This is a genomic window from Streptococcus mitis, assembly GCF_001579045.1.
Lineage (GTDB): Bacteria > Bacillota > Bacilli > Lactobacillales > Streptococcaceae > Streptococcus > Streptococcus mitis_D.
Genome location: NZ_KQ970262.1, coordinates 252149 through 276996, shown reverse-complemented (window position 1 = coordinate 276996; position 24848 = coordinate 252149). Strand labels below are relative to the sequence as shown.

Below are 24848 nucleotides of genomic sequence, written 5' to 3'. Positions count from 1 at the left end.
GGTAAAATAATAAGGATTTTAAGGAGTTTGATATGTATAACCTATTATTAACCATTTTATTAGTATTATCTGTTGTGATTGTGATTGCGATTTTCATGCAACCAACCAAAAACCAATCCAGCAATGTATTTGATGCCAGCTCAGGTGATTTGTTTGAACGCAGTAAAGCACGCGGTTTTGAAGCTGTAATGCAGCGTTTGACAGGGATTTTAGTCTTTTTCTGGCTAGCCATTGCCTTAGCATTGACGGTATTATCAAGTAGATAAGAAAATAATGGGCAGGACTGGGTCTTTGCCTCTTTTTATTTTTAAAAGATATTTGAGAAGGTTTTGCAGTAAAAGAAAATTAAAAATCTAGAAAGAAAATATGAAAGATAGAATAAAAGAATATTTACAAGACAAGGGAAAGGTAACGGTCAATGACTTGGCTCAGGATTTGGGAAAAGACGGTTCCAAGGATTTTCGTGAGTTGATTAAAACCTTGTCCCTAATGGAAAGAAAGCACCAGATTCGCTTTGAAGAAGATGGCAGTCTGACCTTGGAAGCCAAGAAAAAACATGAGATTACCCTCAAGGGGATTTTTCATGCCCATAAAAATGGCTTTGGCTTTGTTAGTCTGGAAGGCGAGGAGGACGACCTTTTTGTAGGAAAAAACGATGTCAACTATGCTATTGATGGTGATACCGTTGAAGTCGTCATCAAGAAAGTCGCTGACCGCAATAAGGGAACAGCAGCAGAAGCAAAAATTATCGATATCGTAGAACATAGTTTGACAACTGTTGTTGGTCAAATCGTTCTAGATCAGGAAAAACCTAAGTATGCAGGCTACATTCGTTCGAAAAATCAGAAAATCAGTCAACCGATTTATGTGAAGAAACCAGCCCTTAAACTAGAGGGAACAGAAGTTATCAAGGTCTTTATTGACAAATACCCAAGCAAGAAACATGATTTCTTTGTTGCTAGTGTCCTCGATGTGGTTGGGCATTCAACGGATGTCGGAATTGATGTTCTTGAGGTCTTGGAATCAATGGACATTGTATCCGAGTTTCCAGAGGCTGTTGTCAAGGAAGCAGAAAGTGTGCCTGATGTTCCGTCTCAAAAGGATATGGAAGGTCGTCTTGATCTAAGAGATGAGATTACCTTTACTATTGACGGTGCGGATGCCAAGGACTTGGACGATGCGGTGCATATCAAAGCATTGAAAAATGGCAATATGGAGCTTGGTGTTCACATCGCAGATGTTTCCTACTATGTGACCGAGGGTTCTGCCCTTGATAAGGAAGCCCTTAACCGCGCGACTTCTGTCTATGTGACAGACCGTGTGGTGCCAATGCTGCCAGAACGCTTGTCAAACGGCATCTGCTCCCTCAATCCTCAAGTAGATCGCTTGACCCAGTCTGCCATTATGGAGATTGATAAACATGGTCGTGTGGTCAACTATACCATTACACAAACAGTTATCAAGACAAGCTTCCGTATGACCTATAGCGCTGTCAATGATATCCTAGCTGGCGACGAGGAAAAGAGACAAGAATATCAGAAAATTGTTCCAAGTATTCAACTCATGGCCAAACTTCATGAAACTTTAGAAAACATGCGTGTGAAACGTGGTGCCCTTAATTTTGATACCAATGAAGCGAAGATTTTAGTGGACAAGCAAGGTAAGCCTGTTGATATCGTTCTTCGTCAACGTGGTGTTGCCGAGCGCATGATTGAGTCCTTTATGCTGATGGCCAATGAAACAGTTGCTGAGCATTTCAGCAAGCTGGATTTGCCTTTCATCTATCGAATTCACGAGGAGCCAAAGGCTGAAAAGGTTCAGAAGTTTATTGATTATGCTTCAAGTTTTGGCTTGCGCATTTATGGGACTGCCAGTGAGATTAGTCAGGAGGCACTTCAAGACATCATGCGTGCTGTTGAGGGAGAGCCTTATGCGGATGTATTGTCCATGATGCTTCTTCGCTCTATGCAGCAGGCTCGCTATTCAGAGCACAATCACGGCCACTATGGACTAGCTGCTGACTATTATACTCACTTTACCAGTCCGATTCGTCGTTATCCAGACCTTCTTGTTCACCGTATGATTCGTGATTACGGCCGTTCTAAAGAAATGGCCGAGCATTTTGAGCAAGTGATTCCAGAGATTGCGACCCAGTCTTCCAACCGTGAACGTCGTGCCATTGAGGCTGAGCGTGAAGTCGAAGCTATGAAAAAGGCTGAGTATATGGAAGAATACGTGGGCGAGGAGTACGATGCGGTTGTGTCCAGCATTGTCAAGTTTGGTCTCTTTGTTGAATTGCCAAACACAGTTGAAGGATTGATTCACATCACTAATCTACCTGAATTTTATCATTTCAATGAACGGGATTTGACCCTGCGTGGGGAGAAATCAGGAACAACCTTCCGTGTAGGTCAGCAAATCCGTATCCGAGTTGAAAGAGCGGATAAGATGACGGGGGAAATTGATTTCTCTTATATCCCAAGTGAATTTGATGTGATTGAAAAAGGCTTGAAACAGTCTAGTCGAAATGACAGAGGACGTGGTTCAAGTCGTCGTTCAGATAAGAAAGAAGACAAGAGAAAATCAGGACGCTCAAATGATAAGCGCAAGCATTCACAAAAAGACAAGAAGAAAAAAGGAAAGAAACCTTTTTATAAGGAAGTAGCTAAGAAAGGAGCCAAACATGGTAAAGGGCGAGGGAAAGGTCGTCGCACAAAATAAAAAGGCGCGCCACGACTATACAATCGTAGATACGCTAGAGGCAGGGATGGTCCTGACAGGAACTGAAATCAAGAGTGTTCGAGCTGCTCGAATTAATCTCAAGGATGGCTTTGCCCAAGTAAAAAATGGAGAAGTCTGGTTGAGCAATGTTCATATCGCTCCTTACGAAGAGGGCAATATCTGGAACCAAGAACCAGAACGTCGTCGTAAACTCCTGCTCCATAAGAAACAAATCCAAAAATTAGAACAAGAGACTAAAGGGACAGGAATGACCCTGGTTCCTCTTAAAGTCTATATCAAAGATGGTTATGCCAAGCTCCTTTTAGGTTTAGCTAAAGGGAAGCATGACTATGATAAACGGGAGTCAATCAAACGTCGTGAGCAGAATCGCGATATTGCGCGCGTGATGAAAGCTGTTAATCAGCGATAAAAAGAGGAAATGAAAATGGAAAAACTAGTTGCCTATAAACGTATGCCTTTGTGGACTAAAGAAACCATGCCAGAGGCTGTTCAGCAAAAGCACAATACAAAAGTTGGGACTTGGGGAAAGATTACTGTTTTAAAAGGAACTCTCAAGTTTATTGAGTTGACAGAGGATGGGGAGGTTCTAGCTGAACACCTATTTGAAGCAGGGGCTGACAATCCCATGGCACAACCACAAGCCTGGCACCGAGTGGAGGCTGTAACAGACGATGTGGAATGGTATTTGGAATTTTATTGTAAACCTGAGGATTATTTTCCTAAGAAATACAATACCAATCCTGTTCATTCAGAGGTCCTAGAGGCCATGCAGACAGTAAAACCAGGGAAAGCCTTAGATTTGGGCTGTGGTCAAGGCCGTAACTCTCTCTTTCTTGCACAGAATGGTTTTGATGTGACGGCTGTGGATCAAAATGAATTGGCCCTTGAAATCTTGCAAAGCATTGTGGAGCAGGAAGACCTGGATATGCCTGTAGGTCTTTACGATATCAATTCAGCCAGTATTGGACAAGAGTATGATTTCATCGTATCGACAGTTGTTTTGATGTTTTTGCAAGCAGACCGCATTCCTGCAATTATCAAAAATATGCAGGAGCATACCACTATTGGTGGCTACAATCTTATCGTTTGTGCTATGGATACGGAAGATTACCCTTGCTCAGTGAACTTCCCATTCACATTTAAAGAAGGGGAATTGGCAGACTATTACAAGGACTGGGAATTGGTTAAGTACAATGAAAATCCAGGCCATTTGCACCGTCGTGACGAAAATGGCAATCGTATTCAACTACGCTTTGCGACCATGTTAGCTAAGAAAATCAAATAAAAATGAATGAAGATTAGGAATTTTTCTGATCTTTTTTTTCTTTTTTTACGAATAGATAAGATAGAAGAATTGACAAAAATACGCATTATAAGTATAATTTTAGCTAGAAAGGTGACCATACATGCCAATCACAGGTAAGGAAATGGTAAAATTAGCTCTTGCAAATGGATGGATTGAAGTTCGTAAGAGAGGAAGTCATCATCATTTTAAGAAAGAAGGAGTTCCCTATCTTGTCACTATTCCAGTTCACGGTAATGATGATCTAGGAAAAGGTCTAGAGAGAAAAATATTAAAAGATTTGGGATTATAGTTGATTTGGAAATTGTGGAGGTGTATTATGCTAAAATCTTATCCTGCTATTTTTCATAGAGAAGGCACTGGATACTGGGTTGAATTTCCTGAATTTGGAGGTGGGACAGAGGGAGCAACGATTGAACTTGCAATGAAAAATGCTCGGGAAATGCTTGAGAGTGTTTTAGCTTCTTATATTGATGAAGGACTGGCTTTGCCTACTCCTAGTGACATTGCTGAGTTGAAAGCTCCTGATGGATTTGTGACTTTGATTCAGGTCAATCCCTTACCTTTCGTAAAGAATAATAAAGCGATTCGAAAAAATGTTACGGTTCCAGAGTGGCTAGTCAGACTTGCGGATCGTGAGAAAGTGAACTATTCTGAAGTGTTGACACAAGCTCTTGAAAGTCGCTTGCAACTCTAAAATTATAGGGTGATGAAGATTAGGAAATTTCCTGATCTTTTTTCTTTTTTTACGAATAATATAGAAAAGGAGTGAAATCATGTTTGTTGCGAGAGATGCTAGGGGAGATTTGGTAAATGTGTTAGAGGATAAGCTTGAGAAGCAAGCCTACACCTGCCCAGCTTGTGGAGGTCAGCTCCGTTTGCGTCAAGGACCAAGTGTCCGGACCCATTTTGCCCACAAAACCTTAAAAGACTGTGATTTTTCCTCTGAAAATGAAAGTCAAGAACACTTGGAAAATAAGGAAGTCCTTTATCACTGGTTGAAAAAAGAGGCAGAGGTGCAATTAGAATACCCGCTTCCAGAGCTTAAACAGATTGCGGATGTATTTGTAAATGGTCATCTTGCTCTAGAAGTTCAATGTAGTCCCTTGCCTCAAAAAGTTCTTAAAGAGCGCAGTGAGGGCTATCGTAGTCAGGGTTACCAAGTACTGTGGTTGTTGGGAGAAAAACTGTGGTTCAAGGAGCGGTTGACTCGTCTGCAAGAAGGTTTTCTCTATTTCAGTCAAAACATGGGATTTTATGTTTGGGAATTAGACAAGGAGAAACAGGTTTTAAGGCTTAAATATCTCATTCACCAAGATCTCCGAGGTAAACTCCATTATCAGATTAAGGAATTTCCCTATGGTCACGGTAGTCTACTGGAGATATTACGTCTTCCCTATAAGAAACAAAAAATATCTAGTTTTAGTGTTTCTCAGGATAAGGACATCTGTCGTTATATCCGGCAACAACTCTATTATCAAAATCCTATTTGGATGAAAGAACAAGCAGAAGCCTATCAAAAGGGAGAAAATCTCCTGACTTATGGGCTAAAAGAATGGTATCCACAAATTCGACCGCTAATAGGTGAGTTTTGCCAAATTGAGCAAGATTTGACCAGCTATTATCAGTATTTTCAAACCTATTACCAAGAAAATCCTCAAAATGATTGGCAAAAGCTCTATCCACCAGCCTTTTATCAGCAATATTTCTTGAAAAATATGGTAGAATAGAAAGGATGGAGGAATCTAATGGTATTACAAAGACATGAAATAAATGAAAAAGATACATGGGATCTATCAACGATCTACCCAACTGACCAGGCTTGGGAAGAAGCCTTAAAAGATTTAACAGAACAATTGGAGACAGTAGCCCAGTATGAAGGCCATCTATTGGATAGTGCGGATAACCTACTAGAAATCACTGAATTTTCTCTTGAAATGGAACGCCAAATGGAGAAGCTTTACGTTTATGCTCATATGAAAAATGACCAGGACACACGTGAAGCCAAGTACCAAGAGTATTACGCCAAAGCAATGACTCTCTATAGCCAGCTGGACCAAGCCTTTTCATTCTATGAACCTGAATTTATGGAAATCAGTGAAAAGCAGTATGCTGACTTTTTAGAAGCTCAGCCAAAATTGCAGGTTTATCAACACTATTTTGATAAGCTTTTGCAAGGCAAGGAACACGTTCTTTCACAACGTGAAGAAGAATTATTGGCTGGCGCTGGAGAAATCTTTGGTTCGGCAAGTGAAACATTCGCTATCTTGGACAATGCGGATATTGTTTTCCCTTATGTTCTTGACGATGATGGTAAGGAAGTTCAGCTATCTCATGGGACTTACACACGTTTGATGGAGTCTAAAAATCGTGAGGTGCGTCGTGGTGCCTATCAAGCTCTTTATGCGACTTATGAACAATTCCAACATACCTATGCCAAAACCTTGCAAACCAATGTTAAAGTGCAAAACTACCGTGCAAAAGTTCGCAACTACAAGAGTGCGCGTCATGCAGCTCTTGCAGCAAATTTTGTTCCAGAAAGTGTTTATGACAATTTGGTAGTAGCAGTTCGCAAGCATTTGCCACTCTTGCATCGTTACCTTGAACTTCGTTCAAAGATTTTGGGGATTTCAGATCTCAAGATGTACGATGTCTACACACCGCTTTCATCTGTTGAATATAGTTTTACCTACCAAGAAGCCTTAAAAAAAGCAGAAGAAGCCTTGTCAGTCTTGGGTGAGGATTACTTGAGCCGCGTTAAACGTGCCTTCAGCGAGCGTTGGATTGATGTTTACGAAAATCAAGGCAAGCGTTCAGGTGCCTACTCTGGCGGTTCTTACGATACCAATGCCTTTATGCTCCTAAACTGGCAGGACAATCTAGACAATCTCTTTACCCTTGTTCATGAAACAGGTCACAGTATGCATTCCAGCTATACTCGTGAAACGCAGCCTTATGTTTACGGAGATTATTCTATCTTCTTGGCTGAGATTGCATCAACTACCAATGAAAATATCTTGACGGAGAAATTATTGGAAGAAGTGGAAGATGATGCAACGCGCTTTGCTATTCTCAATAACTTCCTAGACGGTTTCCGTGGGACAGTTTTCCGCCAAACTCAATTTGCTGAGTTTGAACACGCTATTCATCAAGCAGACCAAAATGGGGAAGTCTTGACAAGCGATTTCCTAAATAAACTCTACGCAGACTTGAACCAAGAATATTATGGTTTGAGTAAGGAAGACAATCCTGAAATCCAATACGAGTGGGCTCGCATTCCACACTTCTACTATAACTACTATGTATATCAATATTCAACAGGCTTTGCAGCAGCTTCAGCCCTGGCTGAAAAAATTGTCCATGGTAGTCAAGAAGACCGTGACCGCTATATCGACTACCTCAAGGCAGGTAAATCTGACTATCCACTTAATGTCATGAGAAAAGCTGGTGTTGATATGGAGAAAGAAGACTACCTCAACGATGCCTTTGCAGTCTTTGAACGTCGTTTGAATGAGTTTGAAGCCCTTGTTGAAAAATTGGGATTGGCATAAGATGGTTGAATCGTATAGTAAAAATGCCAACCATAATATGCGTCGCCCTGTCGTCAAGGAAGAAATTGTAGACTTGATGCGTCAGCGCCAAAAGCAAGTCACAGGATCTTTGAAAGAATTAGAAGACTTTGCCCGCAAGGAAAATATTCCCATTATTCCCCATGAAACGGTTGCTTATTTCCGTTTTCTCATGGAAACCATGCAACCTAAAAACATACTGGAAATTGGGACGGCTATCGGTTTTTCTGCCCTCTTGATGGCAGAACATGCGCCAAATGCAAAGATTACAACCATTGATCGCAATCCAGAAATGATTGGTTTTGCCAAGGAAAATTTTGCCCAGTTTGATAGTCGTAAGCAAATCACTCTCCTAGAGGGAGATGCGGTGGATGTCTTATCTACACTGACAGAGTCTTATGATTTCGTCTTTATGGACTCTGCCAAGTCTAAATACATCGTTTTTCTGCCAGAAATCCTCAAACATTTGGAAGTTGGAGGTGTGGTTGTCTTGGATGATATTTTTCAAGGTGGTGATGTTGCCAAGGACATTATGGAAGTTCGTCGTGGCCAGCGAACCATTTATCGAGGCCTTCAAAGACTATTTGATGCAACCTTAGACAATCCAGGACTCACCGCAACATTAGTACCTCTGGGAGACGGCATTCTCATGCTTCGTAAAAATGTAGCAGATGTTCAATTGCCTGACAGCGAATGATTTTCAGAAAAATTTAAGAAAATATAGTAAAATAGATAGAGTAACACTTATCTCAAAGGAGTAGACATGAAGAAAAAACTATTGGCAGGTGCCATTACACTATTATCAGTAGCAACTTTAGCAGCTTGTTCGAAAGGTTCAGAAGGAGCAGATCTTATCAGCATGAAAGGGGATGTCATCACAGAACATCAATTTTATGAGCAAGTGAAAAGCAACCCTTCAGCCCAACAAGTCTTGTTAAATATGACCATCCAAAAAGTTTTTGAAAAACAATATGGCTCAGAGCTTGATGATAAAGAGGTCGATGATACTATCGCCGAAGAAGAAAAACAATATGGTGAGAACTACCAACGTGTCTTGTCACAAGCAGGAATGACCCTTGAAACACGTAAAGCTCAAATTCGTACAAGTAAATTGGTTGAGTTGGCAGTTAAGAAGGCAGCAGAAGCTGAATTGACAGATGATGCTTACAAGAAGGCCTTTGACGAATACACTCCAGATGTAACGGCTCAAATCATCCGTCTTGATAATGAAGATAAGGCCAAAGAAGTTCTCGAAAAAGCCAAGGCAGAAGGTGCTGATTTTGCTCAATTAGCCAAAGATAACTCAACTGATGAGAAAACTAAAGCAAATGGTGGAGAAATCACCTTTGATTCTGCTTCAACGGAAGTACCTGAGCAAGTCAAGAAAGCCGCTTTCGCTTTAGATGTAAATGGTGTTTCTGATGTGATTACAGCAACTGGAACACAAGCTTACAGTAGCCAATATTACATTGTAAAACTCATTAAGAAAACAGAAAAATCATCTAATATTGATGACTACAAAGAAAAATTAAAAACTGTTATCTTGACTCAAAAACAAAATGATTCAACATTTGTTCAAAGCATTATCGGAAAAGAATTGCAAGCAGCCAATATCAAGGTTAAGGACCAAGCCTTCCAAAATATCTTTACCCAATATATCGGTGGTGGAGATTCAAGCTCAAGCAGTAGTACATCAAACTAATAGTCCAAATCAATACAAATCTCTTTTGAGGTTTGTATTTTTTGAACTTGAGTCTGGAAATGATTCTGTAAAAACAGTAAAATTCGAAGGATTGTAAGGTAAGAGTTTTTTTCTTTCTGAAAAAATGGTATAATAGCAATCAAAACTAGAAAATAAAACGGAATTTGGAACAGATTTGTCTGTATCCTAGTAGAGTGGTGATACTATGAAGATTAGTAAGAGGCACTTATTAAATTATTCCATCTTGATTCCTTACTTGCTTTTATCTATTTTGGGCTTGATTGTGGTCTATTCGACCACCAGTGCTATTTTAATTGAAGGAGGCAAGAGCGCCTTGCAATTGGTTCGAAACCAAGGAATCTTTTGGATTGTTAGTTTGATACTGATTGCCTTAATTTATAAATTGAAACTAGATTTTTTGAGAAATGAGCGACTAATCATTTTAGTTATCTTGATAGAAATGGTTTTATTGTTCTTGGCTCGTTTTATTGGTATTTCCGTAAACGGGGCATACGGTTGGATTTCGGTTGCAGGAGTAACTATTCAGCCAGCTGAGTACTTAAAAATCATTATTATTTGGTATTTGGCTCACCGATTCTCCAAACAGCAAGAAGAAATAGCTATTTATGATTTTCAAGTTTTGACTCAAAATCAATGGCTTCCCCGTGCTTTTAATGATTGGCGATTCGTTCTCCTGGTTCTGATTGGAAGTTTGGGAATTTTCCCTGATTTAGGGAATGCGACTATTTTAGTCTTGATTTCCTTGATTATGTATACAGTTAGTGGAATCGCTTATCGCTGGTTTTCAACCATTCTGGCGCTCGTATCTGCCGCTTCTGTCTTTGTCTTGACCACTATCAGCCTAATCGGTGTTGAGACCTTTTCAAAAATTCCAGTATTTGGCTATGTAGCCAAGCGCTTTAGTGCCTTTTTTAATCCTTTTGTCGATCGTGCTGATGCAGGTCACCAGTTATCTAATTCTTATTTTGCCATGGTCAATGGCGGTTGGTTTGGTCTAGGTCTTGGAAACTCGATTGAAAAACGAGGTTATTTACCAGAAGCTCATACAGACTTTGTCTTTTCTATCGTGATTGAAGAATTTGGCTTTGTTGGTGCCAGCCTTATTTTAGCTCTCTTGTTTTTCATGATTTTGCGGATTATCTTGGTCGGTATCCGAGCGGAAAATCCTTTCAATGCCATGGTTGCACTCGGTGTCGGAGGGATGATGTTGGTTCAGGTATTTGTCAATATCGGAGGGATTTCGGGCTTGATTCCATCCACAGGAGTAACCTTTCCCTTCTTATCCCAGGGTGGAAATAGTCTTCTAGTCTTGTCAGTGGCAGTGGCCTTTGTCTTAAATATTGATGCCAGTGAAAAACGCGCTAAGTTGTACCGAGAATTGGAAAATCAACCAATGAACCTTCTGTGAAGTAGAATAAAGAAAGGATAGTCTATGTCTCTTCAAAAATTAGAAAATTATAGTAATAAAAGTGTTGTGCAAGAAGAAGTATTGATTCTAACAGAATTGCTGGAAGATATTACTAAAAATATGCTTGCCCCAGAGACCTTTAAAAAAATCATGCAGTTGAAAGAATTATCAACGCAGGAAGATTATCAAGGTCTAAACCGTCTAGTGACTAGCTTATCAAATGATGAAATGGTCTATATTTCACGCTATTTTTCAATCTTACCTCTTTTGATTAATATTTCAGAGGATGTAGATTTAGCTTATGAAATCAATCATCAAAATAATATTGATCAGGACTACTTAGGTAAATTATCTACAACGATTAAATTGGTAGCAGAAAAAGAAAATGCCGTTGAGATCCTAGAACACTTGAATGTTGTCCCTGTTTTGACAGCCCATCCAACACAAGTGCAACGAAAAAGTATGTTGGATTTAACAAATCACATTCATAGTCTTTTGCGTAAATACCGTGATGTTAAGTTGGGGTTGATCAATAAAGAAAAATGGCACAATGATTTGCGCCGTTATATCGAAATTATCATGCAGACAGACATGATTCGTGAGAAAAAATTAAAAGTGACTAACGAAATCACGAATGCTATGGAATACTACAACAGCTCCTTTTTGAAAGCTGTACCTCACTTGACGACGGAGTATAAGCGCTTAGCGCAAGCCCATGGGCTGAATTTAAAACAGGCTAAACCAATCACCATGGGTATGTGGATAGGTGGTGACCGTGATGGGAATCCCTTTGTTACTGCAGAGACCTTGAAACAGTCTGCACTCACTCAGTGTGAAGTCATCATGAACTACTACGATGAAAAGATTTACCAACTTTATCGTGAATTTTCTCTTTCAACTAGCATTGTCAATGTAAGTAAGCAAGTCAGAGAAATGGCTCGTCAATCCAAGGATAACTCGATTTATCGCGAAAAAGAGCTTTACCGTCGTGCCTTGTTTGATATTCAATCAAAAATCCAAGCAACAAAAACCTATCTGATTGAGGATAAAGAAGTTGGAACTCGTTATGAAACCGCCAATGATTTTTACAAGGATTTGATTGCCATTCGAGATTCTCTACTAGAAAATAAGGGCGAGTCCTTGATTTCAGGTGATTTTGTGGAATTATTGCAGGCAGTAGAGATATTTGGTTTTTACCTAGCATCAATTGATATGCGACAAGACTCTAGCGTCTATGAAGCCTGTGTGGCAGAACTCTTGAAATCAGCAGGAATTCATTCTCGCTATAGTGAGTTGAGCGAAGAAGAAAAGTGTGATCTTCTCTTGAAAGAATTAGAAGAAGATCCCCGAATTCTTTCTGCGACTCACGCAGAAAAATCAGAATTATTAGCAAAAGAACTAGCTATTTTTAAGACGGCTCGTGTTTTGAAAGATAAGTTGGGAGATGATGTCATCCGTCAGACCATCATTTCGCATGCTACCAGCCTTTCTGATATGCTAGAATTAGCTATTCTATTAAAAGAAGTAGGACTGGTGGATACGGAAAGGGCGCGTGTTCAGATTGTTCCCCTTTTTGAAACAATTGAAGACTTGGATCATTCAGAGGAAACAATGAGAAAATATCTTTCTCTTAGCCTTGCCAAAAAATGGATTGCCTCACGAAATAACTACCAAGAAATCATGCTTGGCTACTCTGACAGTAATAAAGATGGCGGTTACTTGTCATCATGTTGGACCCTCTACAAGGCTCAACAACAATTGACTGCTATTGGAGATGAATTTGGCGTTAAGGTTACCTTCTTCCATGGTCGTGGTGGTACTGTCGGTCGTGGTGGCGGGCCAACCTATGAAGCCATCACATCTCAACCGCTCAAGTCTATCAAGGATCGTATTCGTTTGACTGAGCAAGGAGAAGTAATTGGCAATAAATACGGTAACAAAGATGCTGCCTACTATAACCTTGAAATGCTAGTATCGGCAGCCATTAACCGTATGATTACTCAGAAGAAGAGCGATACCAATACCTCAAATCGTTATGAAGCCATTATGGATCAAGTAGTGGACCGTAGTTACGATATCTACCGTGATTTGGTCTTTGGTAATGAGCATTTCTATGACTATTTCTTTGAGTCAAGTCCAATCAAGGCTATTTCAAGTTTTAATATTGGTTCTCGTCCAGCCGCTCGTAAGACGATTACTGAAATCGGTGGTTTGCGTGCCATCCCTTGGGTATTCTCATGGTCACAGAGTCGTGTTATGTTCCCTGGATGGTACGGGGTTGGTTCAAGCTTCAAGGAATTTATCGATAAAAATCCAGAGAATATTGCTATCTTACGAGATATGTACCAAAATTGGCCTTTCTTCCAATCGCTTCTTTCAAATGTTGATATGGTTTTGTCAAAATCAAATATGAATATTGCTTTTGAATATGCTAAACTTTGTGAAGACGAGCAAGTTAAGGCCATCTATGAGACTATTTTAAATGAATGGCAAGTTACTAAGAACGTTATCTTGGCTATTGAAGGACATGACGAACTCTTAGCTGACAATCCATATCTAAAAGCTAGTCTGGATTACCGTATGCCTTACTTTAATATTCTCAACTATATTCAGTTAGAGTTGATTAAACGCCAACGTCGTGGAGAATTGTCAAGTGATCAAGAACGATTGATTCATATCACCATCAACGGAATTGCGACAGGATTGCGTAATTCAGGTTGATACCTATCAAGCTTCCTCTTTTCTATAGGGGAAGTTTTTGAATATTTCAAAAAAATTCTCAAAGAGTCTTGACAAGTAGTTGAAAAATGATATAATTTAACCATTCAGAAAAGTAATCATATAAACTTTTTAGAGAGTCTGTGGTAGCTGAAAACAGATAAGTGATGATGATGAAAATTGGGCTGAATGTTATTTAGAATTTGAAATCATAAAAATTCGGTGAGCACACCTTACAGTGCATCTCGTTATTGCGAGACAGAGCGATAGGGAAATTCCCTGTAATTGAGGTGGTACCGCGCATCGACGTCCTCACACAAGTTTTTTGTGTGAGGACTTTTTTATCGGAGGTTTGTATGGAAAGAAAACGATGGCATCGCTTGTTTATACTCAATGAAAATCAAAAAGCAAACTAGGAAGCTAGCCGCAAGCTGTACTTGAGTACGGTAAGGCGATGCTGACGTGGTTTGAAGAGATTTTCGAAGAGTATTAGATAAGTGAAGTATTTTAAAGGAAATAAAAAGGAGAAATAGAATGAAAAATAAACGTTTAATTGGAATTATCGCTGCATTAGCAGTCTTAGTAGCAGGAAGCTTGATTTACTCTTCAATGAATAAACCAGAAGCTAAGAATGAGAAGAAAGTTGCCAAAGTTGGTGTCCTTCAGTTTGTGAGCCATCCATCTCTTGATTTGATTTATAAAGGGATCCAAGATGGACTTGCAGAAGAAGGATATAAAGATGATCAAGTTAAAATCGATTTTATGAACTCAGAAGGTGACCAAAGTAAGGTTGCGACAATGAGTAAACAATTGGTTGCAAATGGGAATGACCTTGTGGTTGGTATTGCGACACCAGCTGCTCAAGGTTTGGCTAGTGCCACAAAAGACCTACCGGTTATCATGGCTGCTATTACAGACCCAATTGGTGCTAACTTGGTCAAAGATTTGAAAAAACCAGGTGGCAACATTACAGGGGTGTCTGACCACAATCCCGCTCAACAACAAGTTGAACTCATCAAGGCTTTGACACCAAATGTGAAAACAATCGGAGCCCTTTACTCAAGTAGCGAAGACAATTCAAAAACACAGGTAGAAGAATTTAAGGCTTTTGCTGAAAAAGCAGGTTTGACAGTTGAAACATTTGCTGTTCCTTCAACAAATGAAATTGCTTCAACAGTTAACGTTATGACTAGCAAGGTTGATGCTATCTGGGTTCCAATCGACAACACCATTGCATCTGCATTTTCAACAGTTGTATCAAGCAATCAATCAGCTAAAAAACCAATCTATCCAAGTGCAACCGCAATGGTGGAAGCAGGTGGTTTGGCATCAGTTGTAGTTGACCAACATGACCTTGGTGTGGCAACAGGTAAAATGATTGCCCAAGTCTTGAAAGGTGCAAAACCAGCCGATACCCCAGTCAATGTCTTTTCAACTGGTAAATCAGTTATCAATAAAAAATTGGCACAAGAGCTAGGTATTACGATTCCTGAATCTGTTCTAAAAGAAGCAGGACAAGTCATCGAATAAATAAGATAGGGAGGAGGAGACTCTTCCCATTTTTTAAAAAGATGAATATAGAAAGGATTAAATAAAATATGATTGTTTCCATTATTTCTCAAGGATTTGTCTGGGCTATTTTAGGTCTGGGAATCTTTATGACATTTAGGATTTTAAACTTTCCAGATATGACGACAGAAGGTTCCTTCCCTCTTGGCGGAGCTGTTGCTGTTACTCTGATAACCAAAGGTGTAAATCCATTTATAGCGACACTGCTTGCTGTAGGAGCAGGTTGTTTGGCTGGTATGGCAGCAGGACTTCTTTATACAAAAGGGAAGATCCCCACCTTGCTCTCAGGGATTTTGGTGATGACTTCCTGTCACTCTATCATGCTCTTGATTATGGGACGTGCGAATTTAGGCCTGCTTGGAACCAAGCAAATTCAGGATGTTTTGCCTTTTGATTCGGATTTGAATCAACTCTTGACAGGTCTCATCTTTGTGAGTATTGTTATTGCTCTCATGCTCTTTTTCTTGGATACCAAACTAGGACAAGCCTATATTGCTACGGGTGACAATCCTGATATGGCTAGAAGTTTTGGGATTCATACTGGACGCATGGAGCTTATGGGCTTGATCTTATCAAATGGTGTGATTGCCCTTGCAGGAGCTCTCATTGCCCAGCAAGAAGGCTATGCCGATGTGTCTCGAGGAATCGGGGTTATCGTTGTGGGGCTTGCAAGTTTGATTATTGGAGAAGTCATCTTCAAGAGTTTGAGCTTGGCAGAACGTCTGGTTACCATCGTTGTAGGTTCTATTTCTTATCAATTCTTAGTGTGGGCAGTTATTGCGCTTGGCTTTAATACAAGTTACCTTCGTTTGTACAGCGCTGTGATTTTAGCAGTCTGTCTCATGATTCCAACATTTAAGCAAACAATCTTGAAAGGAGCCAAATTAAGCAAATGACAGCAATTGTAGAATTAAAAAATGCAACCAAAGTCGTTAAAAATGGCTTTGATGAAGAAAAGATTATTTTAAATGATATTTCCTTGGAAATTTTTGAACAGGATTTTATCACGATATTAGGTGGAAATGGTGCTGGTAAATCGACCCTTTTTAACACCATTGCAGGAACCTTGTCCTTAACCAGTGGAACCATCCGTATTTTAGGTGAGGATGTTACCAAGTATTCACCAGAGAAGAGAGCCAAGTATCTGTCACGTGTTTTCCAAGATCCTAAGATGGGGACAGCTCCTCGTATGACAGTGGCAGAGAATCTCTTGATTGCCAAGTTTCGTGGTGAAAAGCGGGGATTGTTACCAAGACGTTTGGCTAGCTATAAGGATGAATTTCAGGCAACCATTGAAAAAGTGGGAAATGGTCTTGAGAAACACTTGAATACACCGATTGAGTTTTTATCAGGTGGTCAAAGACAGGCCTTGAGTCTCTTGATGGCAACCTTGAAGCGACCTGAATTACTCTTGTTAGACGAGCATACTGCAGCTCTTGATCCAAAGACAAGTGTTGCCCTCATGGAATTGACGGATGAATTTGTCCAGAAAGACCAGTTGACAGCTCTTATGATTACTCACCACATGGAAGATGCTCTTAAATATGGTAATCGCTTGATTGTTATGAAAGAAGGACGGATTATCCAAGATTTGAACCAAGAAGAAAAAGCAAAAATGAAAATCTCTGATTATTATCAACTCTTTGAATAAAGTAGGGAAAATGAGTGAAATGGTTTACTTTTTTTCTGAAATAAAGTATACTATATAAAGTAAACTATGATAACATGGAGGTATTGTGTATGGTTGACAAACAAGTCATTGAAGAAATCAAAAACAATGCCAACATTGTGGAAGTCATAGGAGATGTGATTTCTTTACAAAAGGCAGGACGGAACTATCTAGGGCTCTGTCCTTTTCATGGTGAAAAAACACCTTCTTTCAACGTTGTAGAGGACAAGCAGTTTTACCACTGTTTTGGTTGTGGTCGCTCTGGTGATGTCTTTAAGTTCATCGAGGAGTACCAAGGGGTTCCCTTTATGGAGGCTGTCCAAATCTTAGGTCAGCGTGTCGGGATAGAGGTGGAAAAACCGCTTTATAGTGAACAGAAGCCAGCTTCCCCCCACCAAGCTCTTTATGATATGCACGAAGATGCTGCCAAATTTTATCATGCTATTCTCATGACAACGACCATGGGGGAGGAGGCCAGAAACTACCTTTATCAGCGTGGTTTGACAGATGAAGTGCTCAAGCATTTTCGGATTGGTTTGGCACCTCCAGAACGAAACTATCTCTATCAACGTTTGTCTGGTCAGTATCGTGATGAGGATTTCCTAGATTCAGGACTATTTTATCTCTCGGATGCAAATCAATTTGTAGACACTTTTCACAATCGCATCATGTTTCCCTTGACCAATGATCAGGGAAAGGTTATTGCCTTCTCAGGTCGTATCTGGCAGAAAACGGATTCACAAACTTCTAAGTATAAAAATAGCCGATCGACTGCAATTTTTAACAAAAGTTACGAATTATATCATATGGATAGGGCAAAAAAATCTTCTGGAAAAGCCAGCGAGATTTACCTGATGGAAGGATTCATGGATGTCATTGCAGCCTATCGGGCTGGAATAGAAAACGCTGTGGCATCTATGGGAACAGCCTTGAGTCGTGAGCATGTTGAGCATCTGAAAAGGTTAACCAAGAAGTTGGTTCTTGTTTACGATGGCGATAAGGCTGGGCAAGCCGCGACATTGAAAGCGCTAGACGAAATTGGTGATATGCCTGTGCAAATCGTCAGCATGCCTGATAACTTGGATCCGGATGAATATCTACAAAAAAATGGACCAGAAGACTTGGCCTATCTATTAACGAAAACTCGTATTAGTCCGATTGAGTTTTACATTCACCAGTATAAGCCTGAAAACAGTGAAAATCTGCAGGCTCAGATTGAGTTTATTGAAAAAATAGCTCCCTTGATTGTTCAAGAAAAGTCTATCACTGCTCAAAATAGCTATATTCATATTTTAGCTGACAGTCTGGCGTCCTTTGATTATGCCCAGATTGAGCAGATTGTGAATGAGAGTCGTCAGGCGCAAAGGCAGAATCGCATGGAAGGAATTTCCAGACCGACGCAAATCACTATGCCTGTCACCAAGCAGTTATCAGCTATTATGAGAGCAGAAGCCCATTTACTCTATCGGATGATGGAATCCCCTCTTGTTTTGAACGATTACCGTTTGCGAGAAGACTTTGCATTTGCCACACCTGAATTTCAGGTCTTATATGACTTGCTTGGCCAGTATGGAAATCTTCCTCCAGAAGTTTTAGCAGAACAGACAGAGGAAGTTGAAAGAGCTTGGTATCAGGTTTTAGCTCAGGATTTGCCTGCTGAGATGTCGCCGCAGGAACTTAGTGAAGTAGAGACGACTCGAAACAAGGCTCTCTTGAATCAGGACAATATGAGAATTAAAAAGAAGGTGCAGGAAGCTAGCCATGTAGGAGATACCGATACAGCCCTAGAAGAATTGGAACGTTTAATTTCCCAAAAGAGAAGAATGGAGTAATAATGGCAACAAAACAAAAAGAAGTAACAACATTTGACGTACAAGTAGCAGAATTTATCCGTAATCATAAACAAAAAGGGACAACAACAGACGATGAAATCAATGCTAGTCTTGTCGTTCCTTTTACCTTGGATGCTGATGGGATTGAAGACCTTTTGCAACGAATTCAGGATGCAGGAATTTCAATCACAGATAACGAAGGAAATCCAAGTGCACGTGTTCTTAGCACTGAAGAAGAACCGGAACTTAGTGATGAGGACTTAATTGGGTCAACTTCGGCTAAGGTTAATGACCCTGTCCGTATGTACTTGAAAGAAATCGGGGTCGTTCCTCTCTTGACCAATGAAGAGGAAAAAGAATTGGCACTAGCAGTTGAAGCTGGCGATATCGAAGCCAAACAACGCCTTGCGGAAGCCAACCTTCGTTTGGTTGTTTCCATTGCCAAACGCTATGTCGGCCGTGGTATGCAGTTCCTTGACTTGATTCAAGAAGGGAACATGGGCTTGATGAAGGCGGTTGACAAGTTTGACTATTCTAAAGGGTTCAAGTTCTCAACTTACGCAACTTGGTGGATTCGTCAGGCAATCACTCGTGCTATTGCGGATCAAGCTCGTACCATTCGTATCCCAGTCCATATGGTTGAAACGATTAACAAACTTGTTCGTGAACAACGTAATCTCCTTCAAGAATTGGGACAAGATCCGACACCAGAACAAATCGCTGAACGTATGGATATGACCCCTGATAAGGTTCGTGAAATCTTGAAGATTGCTCAAGAACCGGTATCCCTTGAAACTCCGATCGGTGAAGAGGATGATAGCCACCTTGGGGACTTTATCGAAGATGAAGTGATTGAAAATCCAGTGGACTATACAACTCGTATCGTCTTGCGTGAGCAGTTGGATGAGGTCTTGGATACTCTCACAGACCGTGAAGAAAATGTTTTGCGTCTACGTTTTGGATTAGATGATGGAAAAATGCGTACCCTTGAAGATGTGGGGAAAGTCTTTAATGTGACTCGCGAACGTATCCGTCAGATTGAAGCTAAAGCTTTGAGAAAACTACGTCAACCAAGTCGCAGCAAACCGCTTCGTGATTTTATTGAAGACTAAGAGTGAGGATGAATATGGCTTATACAGAAGATCAAATTGAAAACATCAAAACACGAATTTTATCAGCCTTGGAAGAAGTTATTGACCCTGAGTTGGGAATCGATATTGTCAATCTTGGTTTGATCTATGAGATTCGTTTTGACGGCGACACAGGGCAAACAGAGATTGATATGACGTTGACAACTATGGGATGTCCCCTAGCAGACCTTTTGACAGATCAGATTTATGATGCCATGACAGAGGTTCCAGAAGTAACGGATACTGAGGTCAAATTAGTTTGGTATCCAGCCTGGACTGTTGAAAAAATGAGTCGCTATGCACGCATTGCCCTAGGCATTAAGTAAACATATAAAAGCATGTGAGAGATTATTGGAAGAGCGAGGAAATTTCCCCCTCTTTTCCTCTAGTCTCTCCTTTCTTTTGCTGATTTTATTCCAAGAAAATGATATAATAGTAGTTATGGAAAAAAAGAAATTACGCATCAATATGTTGAGTTCAAGTGAGAAAGTAGCAGGACAAGGAGTTTCAGGTGCTTACCGTGAATTAGTTCGTCTTCTTCACCGTGATGCCAAGGACCAATTGATTGTTACAGAAAATCTTCCAATAGAGGCAGATGTGACTCACTTTCATACAATTGATTTCCCCTATTATTTATCAACATTCCAAAAGAAACGCTCAGGAAGGAAAATTGGCTATGTGCATTTCTTACCTGATACACTTGAGGGGAGTTTGAAAATTCCATTTTTCTTAAAGGGAATTGTGAAACGCTATGTATTTTCTTTTTACAACCGGATGGAGCACTTGGTGGTGGTCAATCCTATGTTTATCGAGGATTTGGTGGTGGCTGGTATTCCACGTGAAAAAGTGACCTATATCCCTAACTTTGTCAACAAGGAAAAATGGCATCCTCTTCCGCAAGAAGAGGTAGCGAGACTGCGTACAGAGCTAGGTCTTAGTGACAATCAGTTTATCGTAGTAGGTGCTGGTCAAGTTCAGAAACGTAAAGGGATTGATGACTTTATCCGTCTGGCTGAGGAATTGCCTCAGATTACCTTTATCTGGGCCGGTGGTTTCTCTTTTGGTGGTATGACAGATGGTTATGAACGCTATAAGAAAATGATGGAAAATCCCCCTAAAAATTTGATTTTTCCAGGTATTGTGTCACCAGAGCGTATGCGCGAATTGTATGCCCTAGCGAATCTTTTCTTGTTGCCTAGTTATAATGAGCTCTTTCCGATGACGATTTTAGAGGCTGCCAGTTGTGAAGCTCCGATTATGTTGCGTGATTTAGATCTTTATAAGGTAATTTTGGAGGGAAATTATCGGGCGACAGCAGATAGAGAAGAGATGAAAGAAGCTATTCTGGAATATCAAGCAAATCCTGTTGCCTTAAAAGACCTCAAAGAAAAGGCTAAGAATATTTCTAGAGAGTATTCTGAAGAGCATCTGTTACAAATCTGGTTGGACTTTTATGAGAAACAAGCCGCTTTAGGGAGAAAGTAAAAAGTGAGGTAATCTATGCGAATTGGTTTATTTACAGATACTTATTTTCCTCAGGTTTCTGGTGTTGCGACCAGTATTCGAACCTTGAAAACAGAACTTGAAAAGCAGGGGCATGCTGTTTTTATCTTTACGACGACAGATAAGGATGTCAATCGCTACGAAGATTGGCAAATTATCCGTATTCCAAGTGTTCCCTTTTTTGCTTTTAAGGATCGCCGCTTTGCCTATCGAGGTTTTAGCAAGGCGCTTGAAATTGCCAAGCAGTATCAGCTAGATATCATCCATACTCAGACAGAATTTTCTCTTGGCTTGTTGGGGATTTGGATTGCGCGAGAATTAAAAATTCCAGTCATCCATACCTATCACACCCAGTACGAAGACTATGTTCATTATATTGCCAAGGGGATGTTGATTCGTCCTAGTATGGTCAAGTATCTGGTCAGAGGTTTCCTGCACGATGTGGATGGGGTTGTTTGCCCGAGTGAGATTGTTCGTGACTTGCTATCTGATTATAAAGTCAAGGTTGAAAAGCGGGTCATTCCAACTGGAATTGAATTAGCCAAGTTTGAGCGTCCAGAAATCAAGCAAGAAAATTTGAAAGAACTGCGTAGTAAATTAGGAATTCAAGATGATGAAAAGATGTTGCTTAGTCTTTCCAGAATTTCCTATGAAAAAAATATTCAAGCAGTATTAGCAGCCTTTGCAGAAGTTCTGAGAGAGGAAGACAAGGTGAAACTGGTAGTTGCTGGGGATGGGCCTTATCTGGATGACCTCAAAGAGCAAGCCCAGAAACTAGAGATTCAAGATTCCGTTATCTTTACAGGTATGATTGCTCCTAGTGAGACGGCTCTTTACTATAAGGCGGCAGATTTCTTCATCTCTGCATCGACAAGTGAAACGCAGGGTTTGACATATTTGGAAAGCCTAGCTAGTGGAACGCCTGTCATTGCTCACGGAAATCCGTATCTGGACAATCTTATTAGTGATAAAATGTTTGGTACCTTGTATTACGGCGAGTATGATTTAGCTGGAGCTATTTTAGAGGCTCTAATTGCAACACCAGATATGAATGAGCATAGCTTATCAGAGAAATTATATGAGATTTCAGCTGAGAACTTTGGAAAACGGGTGCATGAATTTTATTTGGATGCCATTATTTCAAATAATTTCGAGAAAGATTTAGCCAAAGATGATACGGTTAGTCAGCGTATCTTTAAGACAGTTTTGTATCTTCCACAACAGGTGGTTGCTGTGCCTGTAAAAGGTTCTAGACGGATGCTGAAGGCTTCAAAAACACAGTTAATCAGCATCAGAGATTATTGGAAAGACCATGAAGAATAGAAAGAGGAACAGTATGAAAAAACAATTAATGAGAAGCGGTCGTGATAAAAAGATTGCGGGTGTTTGTGCCGGAGTGGCCCATTATCTAGATATGGATCCAACTATTGTTCGAGTCATTTGGGGTGTCCTTGCTTGCTGTTACGGAGCGGGAATTGTAGCCTATATCATTTTATGGATTATCGCACCAGTAGCAACTGACTATTGAAAACTAGCTGAATTCATGCTAAGATAATAGAAAATAGAATGTAACGAAGGAGAGAAAAATGGCATTTGGAGATAACGGAAATCGTAAAAAAACTATGTTTGAGAAAATAACCTTGTTTATCGTGATTATCATGCTAGTAGCAAGTTTATTGGGAATTTTTGCAACTGCAATTGGTGCCCTCAGCAATCTATAAAATAGATTCAAGAAAATTTAGTGACTGGGATTTCCCAGCCCTTTTTTAAAGTGAGAAGAAATAATGAGTATGTTTTTAGATACAGCCAAGATTAAGGTCAAGGCTGGTAATGGTGGCGATGGTATGGTTGCCTTTCGGCGTGAAAAATATGTCCCTAATGGTGGTCCTTGGGGTGGTGATGGTGGTCGTGGAGGCAATGTCGTCTTCGTTGTAGATGAAGGTCTACGTACCCTCATGGATTTCCGCTATAATCGCCATTTCAAGGCTGATTCTGGTGAGAAAGGAATGACCAAAGGGATGCATGGTCGTGGAGCTGAGGACCTTAGAGTTCGAGTGCCACAAGGTACGACTGTGCGTGATGCTGAGACAGGCAAGGTCTTGACAGATTTGATTGAACACGGTCAAGAATTTATTGTAGCCCACGGTGGTCGTGGTGGTCGTGGAAATATCCGCTTTGCGACACCAAAAAATCCTGCACCGGAAATCTCTGAAAATGGAGAACCAGGTCAGGAACGTGAGTTACAATTGGAACTAAAAATCTTGGCAGATGTCGGTTTAGTGGGTTTCCCATCAGTAGGGAAATCAACCCTTTTAAGTGTTATTACCTCAGCTAAACCTAAAATCGGCGCCTACCACTTTACGACCATTGTGCCAAATCTAGGTATGGTTCGCACCCAATCAGGTGAATCCTTTGCAGTAGCCGACTTGCCAGGTTTGATTGAAGGCGCTAGTCAAGGTGTTGGTTTGGGAACTCAGTTCCTCCGTCACATTGAGCGTACACGTGTCATCCTTCATATCATTGATATGTCAGCTAGTGAAGGTCGTGATCCTTATGAGGACTACCTAGCAATCAATAAAGAGTTGGAGTCATACAATCTTCGCCTCATGGAGCGTCCGCAGATTATTGTAGCCAATAAGATGGATATGCCTGAGAGTCAGGAAAATCTTGAAGAATTCAAGAAAAATTAGCTGAAAACTACGATGAATTTGAAGAGTTACCAGCTATCTTCCCGATTTCTGGTTTGACTAAGCAAGGTCTGGCTACACTTTTGGATGCTACAGCTGAATTGTTAGACAAGACACCAGAATTCTTGCTCTATGACGAGTCTGATATGGAAGAAGAAGCCTACTACGGCTTTGACGAGGAAGAGAAAGCCTTTGAAATTAGCCGTGATGACGATGCGACATGGGTACTTTCTGGTGAAAAACTCATGAAACTCTTTAATATGACCAACTTTGATCGTGATGAATCTGTCATGAAATTTGCCCGCCAACTTCGTGGTATGGGGGTTGATGAAGCCCTTCGTGCGCGTGGTGCTAAAGATGGTGACTTGGTCCGAATTGGTAAATTTGAGTTTGAATTTGTAGACTAGGAGACTGATATGGGAGATAAACCGATATCTTTCCGAGATGCGGATGGTAATTTTGTTTCCGCCGCAGACGTTTGGAATGAAAAGAAATTGGAAGAACTATTTAATCGTCTTAATCCAAATCGTGCCTTGAGGTTGGCACGAACTAAAAAAGACAATCCATCTCAGTAAATAAGATAAAAAAATTCCGTGCCTCATCAGACACGGGATTTTGCTATTCACCAAAGAAAAATGGTGGAGCGAATTTTTTTAATTCTTCAAAGCATTTTTGAGCAGCTTCTGCATCTTCGCAGATGACGAGACAGACATCATCGCCACAGAGAGTAGCGATAGCGTCAGGGAAGCTCAAAGCATCAATGATAGAACCAAAGGATTGAGCCAGTCCAGGAAGGGTTTTTAATAGGACTTGGTGTTGAACTGGGTGCATCAAGACAAGGGCGTCTTCCATGTAGAGTTCGAGACGTTTTTCCCATTTTGAGATAGAACCTGTATTAAGCACGTAGTAAGAGTTATCCTCTTCTCGGACTTTTGACAGGTTCATATTTTTGATGTCTCGTGAGAGAGTTGCCTGGGTAACTTGAATGTCGTTAT

General features: G+C 40.4%; 24 protein-coding genes, 1 pseudogene and 1 other annotated feature. Of the genes and pseudogenes, 24 read left to right on the top strand and 1 reads right to left on the bottom strand.

Features of this window, described 5'->3' with window-relative positions; genetic code table 11:
* The first annotated feature begins 32 nt into the window (after nt 1-32).
* The 24 genes and pseudogenes from secG to SMIDD28_RS04150 all read left to right on the top strand — a co-directional run bounded on the left by secG (nt 33) and on the right by SMIDD28_RS04150 (nt 24428).
* On the top strand, nt 33-266 hold the full coding sequence (gene secG, locus SMIDD28_RS04265) for a preprotein translocase subunit SecG (protein WP_000282517.1): 234 nt from the start codon (nt 33-35) through the stop codon (nt 264-266).
* 100 nt (nt 267-366) lie between these two features.
* Nucleotides 367-2721: a ribonuclease R gene (rnr, locus tag SMIDD28_RS04260; RefSeq protein ID WP_061424951.1), complete on the top strand. Its 2355-nt coding sequence runs from the start codon at nt 367-369 to the stop codon at nt 2719-2721.
* On the top strand, nt 2684-3151 hold the full coding sequence (smpB, locus tag SMIDD28_RS04255) for an SsrA-binding protein SmpB (RefSeq protein WP_050074052.1): 468 nt from the start codon (nt 2684-2686) through the stop codon (nt 3149-3151). Before rnr ends, smpB begins: the two co-directional genes overlap by 38 nt.
* Nucleotides 3152-3166: 15 nt before the next feature.
* Nucleotides 3167-4027, top strand: coding sequence for an SAM-dependent methyltransferase TehB (tehB, locus tag SMIDD28_RS04250; protein WP_061424949.1), 861 nt, complete (start codon nt 3167-3169; stop codon nt 4025-4027).
* A gap of 121 nt (nt 4028-4148) precedes the next feature.
* Complete coding sequence (locus tag SMIDD28_RS04245; RefSeq protein WP_001122912.1) at nt 4149-4337, top strand: type II toxin-antitoxin system HicA family toxin; 189 nt, start codon at nt 4149-4151, stop codon at nt 4335-4337.
* Between the two features lie 27 nt (nt 4338-4364).
* A complete protein-coding gene (locus tag SMIDD28_RS04240; RefSeq protein WP_033688727.1) occupies nt 4365-4742 on the top strand; it encodes a type II toxin-antitoxin system HicB family antitoxin in 378 nt (125 codons plus the stop codon).
* A gap of 79 nt (nt 4743-4821) precedes the next feature.
* Complete coding sequence (locus SMIDD28_RS04235; RefSeq protein ID WP_061424947.1) at nt 4822-5775, top strand: competence protein CoiA; 954 nt, start codon at nt 4822-4824, stop codon at nt 5773-5775.
* A gap of 18 nt (nt 5776-5793) precedes the next feature.
* Nucleotides 5794-7596 carry an oligoendopeptidase F gene (pepF, locus tag SMIDD28_RS04230; protein ID WP_061424945.1) on the top strand — a complete coding sequence of 601 codons (1803 nt, stop codon included), beginning with the start codon at nt 5794-5796 and terminating at the stop codon, nt 7594-7596.
* Nucleotide 7597: 1 nt separating this feature from the next.
* Nucleotides 7598-8311, top strand: coding sequence for an O-methyltransferase (locus SMIDD28_RS04225; protein ID WP_004259562.1), 714 nt, complete (start codon nt 7598-7600; stop codon nt 8309-8311).
* 66 nt (nt 8312-8377) lie between these two features.
* Nucleotides 8378-9316, top strand: coding sequence for a peptidylprolyl isomerase PrsA (gene prsA / locus SMIDD28_RS04220; RefSeq protein ID WP_061424943.1), 939 nt, complete (start codon nt 8378-8380; stop codon nt 9314-9316).
* Between the two features lie 205 nt (nt 9317-9521).
* Nucleotides 9522-10745 carry a cell division peptidoglycan polymerase FtsW gene (gene ftsW, locus SMIDD28_RS04215; protein ID WP_061424941.1) on the top strand — a complete coding sequence of 408 codons (1224 nt, stop codon included), beginning with the start codon at nt 9522-9524 and terminating at the stop codon, nt 10743-10745.
* 24 nt (nt 10746-10769) lie between these two features.
* Nucleotides 10770-13466 carry a phosphoenolpyruvate carboxylase gene (ppc, locus tag SMIDD28_RS04210; RefSeq protein ID WP_061424939.1) on the top strand — a complete coding sequence of 899 codons (2697 nt, stop codon included), beginning with the start codon at nt 10770-10772 and terminating at the stop codon, nt 13464-13466.
* Between the two features lie 96 nt (nt 13467-13562).
* Nucleotides 13563-13780: a binding site (T-box leader), on the top strand.
* Between the two features lie 217 nt (nt 13781-13997).
* Nucleotides 13998-14993: a tryptophan ABC transporter substrate-binding protein gene (gene trpX / locus SMIDD28_RS04205; protein WP_000792149.1), complete on the top strand. Its 996-nt coding sequence runs from the start codon at nt 13998-14000 to the stop codon at nt 14991-14993.
* Nucleotides 14994-15061: 68 nt separating this feature from the next.
* A complete protein-coding gene (locus tag SMIDD28_RS04200) occupies nt 15062-15928 on the top strand; it encodes an ABC transporter permease (protein WP_061424937.1) in 867 nt (288 codons plus the stop codon).
* Entirely contained in the window at nt 15925-16683 is a 759-nt protein-coding gene (locus SMIDD28_RS04195; protein WP_061424935.1) for an ABC transporter ATP-binding protein, read from the top strand. Before SMIDD28_RS04200 ends, SMIDD28_RS04195 begins: the two co-directional genes overlap by 4 nt.
* 89 nt (nt 16684-16772) lie before the next feature.
* Complete coding sequence (dnaG, locus tag SMIDD28_RS04190; protein ID WP_061424933.1) at nt 16773-18533, top strand: DNA primase; 1761 nt, start codon at nt 16773-16775, stop codon at nt 18531-18533.
* A 2-nt stretch (nt 18534-18535) separates the two neighbouring features.
* Nucleotides 18536-19645, top strand: coding sequence for an RNA polymerase sigma factor RpoD (gene rpoD / locus SMIDD28_RS04185; protein WP_061424932.1), 1110 nt, complete (start codon nt 18536-18538; stop codon nt 19643-19645).
* Nucleotides 19646-19659: 14 nt separating this feature from the next.
* Nucleotides 19660-19989 (top strand): metal-sulfur cluster assembly factor, encoded by a 330-nt coding sequence (locus tag SMIDD28_RS04180; protein ID WP_061425273.1) that lies wholly within the window; start codon nt 19660-19662, stop codon nt 19987-19989.
* A gap of 115 nt (nt 19990-20104) precedes the next feature.
* A complete protein-coding gene (cpoA, locus tag SMIDD28_RS04175; RefSeq protein ID WP_061424930.1) occupies nt 20105-21148 on the top strand; it encodes an alpha-galactosylglucosyldiacylglycerol synthase in 1044 nt (347 codons plus the stop codon).
* Nucleotides 21149-21163: 15 nt separating this feature from the next.
* Entirely contained in the window at nt 21164-22489 is a 1326-nt protein-coding gene (locus tag SMIDD28_RS04170) for a glycosyltransferase family 4 protein (protein WP_061424928.1), read from the top strand.
* Nucleotides 22490-22517: 28 nt separating this feature from the next.
* Entirely contained in the window at nt 22518-22694 is a 177-nt protein-coding gene (locus SMIDD28_RS04165) for a PspC domain-containing protein (RefSeq protein WP_016399487.1), read from the top strand.
* A gap of 58 nt (nt 22695-22752) precedes the next feature.
* Complete coding sequence (locus SMIDD28_RS04160; protein ID WP_000863859.1) at nt 22753-22887, top strand: DUF4044 domain-containing protein; 135 nt, start codon at nt 22753-22755, stop codon at nt 22885-22887.
* A gap of 63 nt (nt 22888-22950) precedes the next feature.
* A pseudogene (gene obgE, locus SMIDD28_RS04155) lies at nt 22951-24260 on the top strand (GTPase ObgE).
* Nucleotides 24261-24269: 9 nt separating this feature from the next.
* On the top strand, nt 24270-24428 hold the full coding sequence (locus SMIDD28_RS04150) for a hypothetical protein (RefSeq protein WP_007284777.1): 159 nt from the start codon (nt 24270-24272) through the stop codon (nt 24426-24428).
* 43 nt (nt 24429-24471) lie between these two features.
* Here the strand turns inward: SMIDD28_RS04150 and SMIDD28_RS04145 are convergent.
* Nucleotides 24472-24848, bottom strand: a 377-nt coding sequence (locus SMIDD28_RS04145; RefSeq protein WP_061424925.1) for an arginine repressor, incomplete at its 5' end; no start/stop codon positions are given.

Bases quoted from the DNA above. Each gene is read 5' to 3' on its own strand.
- secG (WP_000282517.1), top strand. From the start codon at position 33: ATGTATAACCTATTATTAACCATTTTATTAGTATTATCTGTTGTGATT.
- rnr (WP_061424951.1), top strand. From the start codon at position 367: ATGAAAGATAGAATAAAAGAATATTTACAAGACAAGGGAAAGGTAACG.
- smpB (WP_050074052.1), top strand. From the start codon at position 2,684: ATGGTAAAGGGCGAGGGAAAGGTCGTCGCACAAAATAAAAAGGCGCGC.
- tehB (WP_061424949.1), top strand. From the start codon at position 3,167: ATGGAAAAACTAGTTGCCTATAAACGTATGCCTTTGTGGACTAAAGAA.
- SMIDD28_RS04245 (WP_001122912.1), top strand. From the start codon at position 4,149: ATGCCAATCACAGGTAAGGAAATGGTAAAATTAGCTCTTGCAAATGGA.
- SMIDD28_RS04240 (WP_033688727.1), top strand. From the start codon at position 4,365: ATGCTAAAATCTTATCCTGCTATTTTTCATAGAGAAGGCACTGGATAC.
- SMIDD28_RS04235 (WP_061424947.1), top strand. From the start codon at position 4,822: ATGTTTGTTGCGAGAGATGCTAGGGGAGATTTGGTAAATGTGTTAGAG.
- pepF (WP_061424945.1), top strand. From the start codon at position 5,794: ATGGTATTACAAAGACATGAAATAAATGAAAAAGATACATGGGATCTA.
- SMIDD28_RS04225 (WP_004259562.1), top strand. From the start codon at position 7,598: ATGGTTGAATCGTATAGTAAAAATGCCAACCATAATATGCGTCGCCCT.
- prsA (WP_061424943.1), top strand. From the start codon at position 8,378: ATGAAGAAAAAACTATTGGCAGGTGCCATTACACTATTATCAGTAGCA.
- ftsW (WP_061424941.1), top strand. From the start codon at position 9,522: ATGAAGATTAGTAAGAGGCACTTATTAAATTATTCCATCTTGATTCCT.
- ppc (WP_061424939.1), top strand. From the start codon at position 10,770: ATGTCTCTTCAAAAATTAGAAAATTATAGTAATAAAAGTGTTGTGCAA.
- trpX (WP_000792149.1), top strand. From the start codon at position 13,998: ATGAAAAATAAACGTTTAATTGGAATTATCGCTGCATTAGCAGTCTTA.
- SMIDD28_RS04200 (WP_061424937.1), top strand. From the start codon at position 15,062: ATGATTGTTTCCATTATTTCTCAAGGATTTGTCTGGGCTATTTTAGGT.
- SMIDD28_RS04195 (WP_061424935.1), top strand. From the start codon at position 15,925: ATGACAGCAATTGTAGAATTAAAAAATGCAACCAAAGTCGTTAAAAAT.
- dnaG (WP_061424933.1), top strand. From the start codon at position 16,773: ATGGTTGACAAACAAGTCATTGAAGAAATCAAAAACAATGCCAACATT.
- rpoD (WP_061424932.1), top strand. From the start codon at position 18,536: ATGGCAACAAAACAAAAAGAAGTAACAACATTTGACGTACAAGTAGCA.
- SMIDD28_RS04180 (WP_061425273.1), top strand. From the start codon at position 19,660: ATGGCTTATACAGAAGATCAAATTGAAAACATCAAAACACGAATTTTA.
- cpoA (WP_061424930.1), top strand. From the start codon at position 20,105: ATGGAAAAAAAGAAATTACGCATCAATATGTTGAGTTCAAGTGAGAAA.
- SMIDD28_RS04170 (WP_061424928.1), top strand. From the start codon at position 21,164: ATGCGAATTGGTTTATTTACAGATACTTATTTTCCTCAGGTTTCTGGT.
- SMIDD28_RS04165 (WP_016399487.1), top strand. From the start codon at position 22,518: ATGAGAAGCGGTCGTGATAAAAAGATTGCGGGTGTTTGTGCCGGAGTG.
- SMIDD28_RS04160 (WP_000863859.1), top strand. From the start codon at position 22,753: ATGGCATTTGGAGATAACGGAAATCGTAAAAAAACTATGTTTGAGAAA.
- SMIDD28_RS04150 (WP_007284777.1), top strand. From the start codon at position 24,270: ATGGGAGATAAACCGATATCTTTCCGAGATGCGGATGGTAATTTTGTT.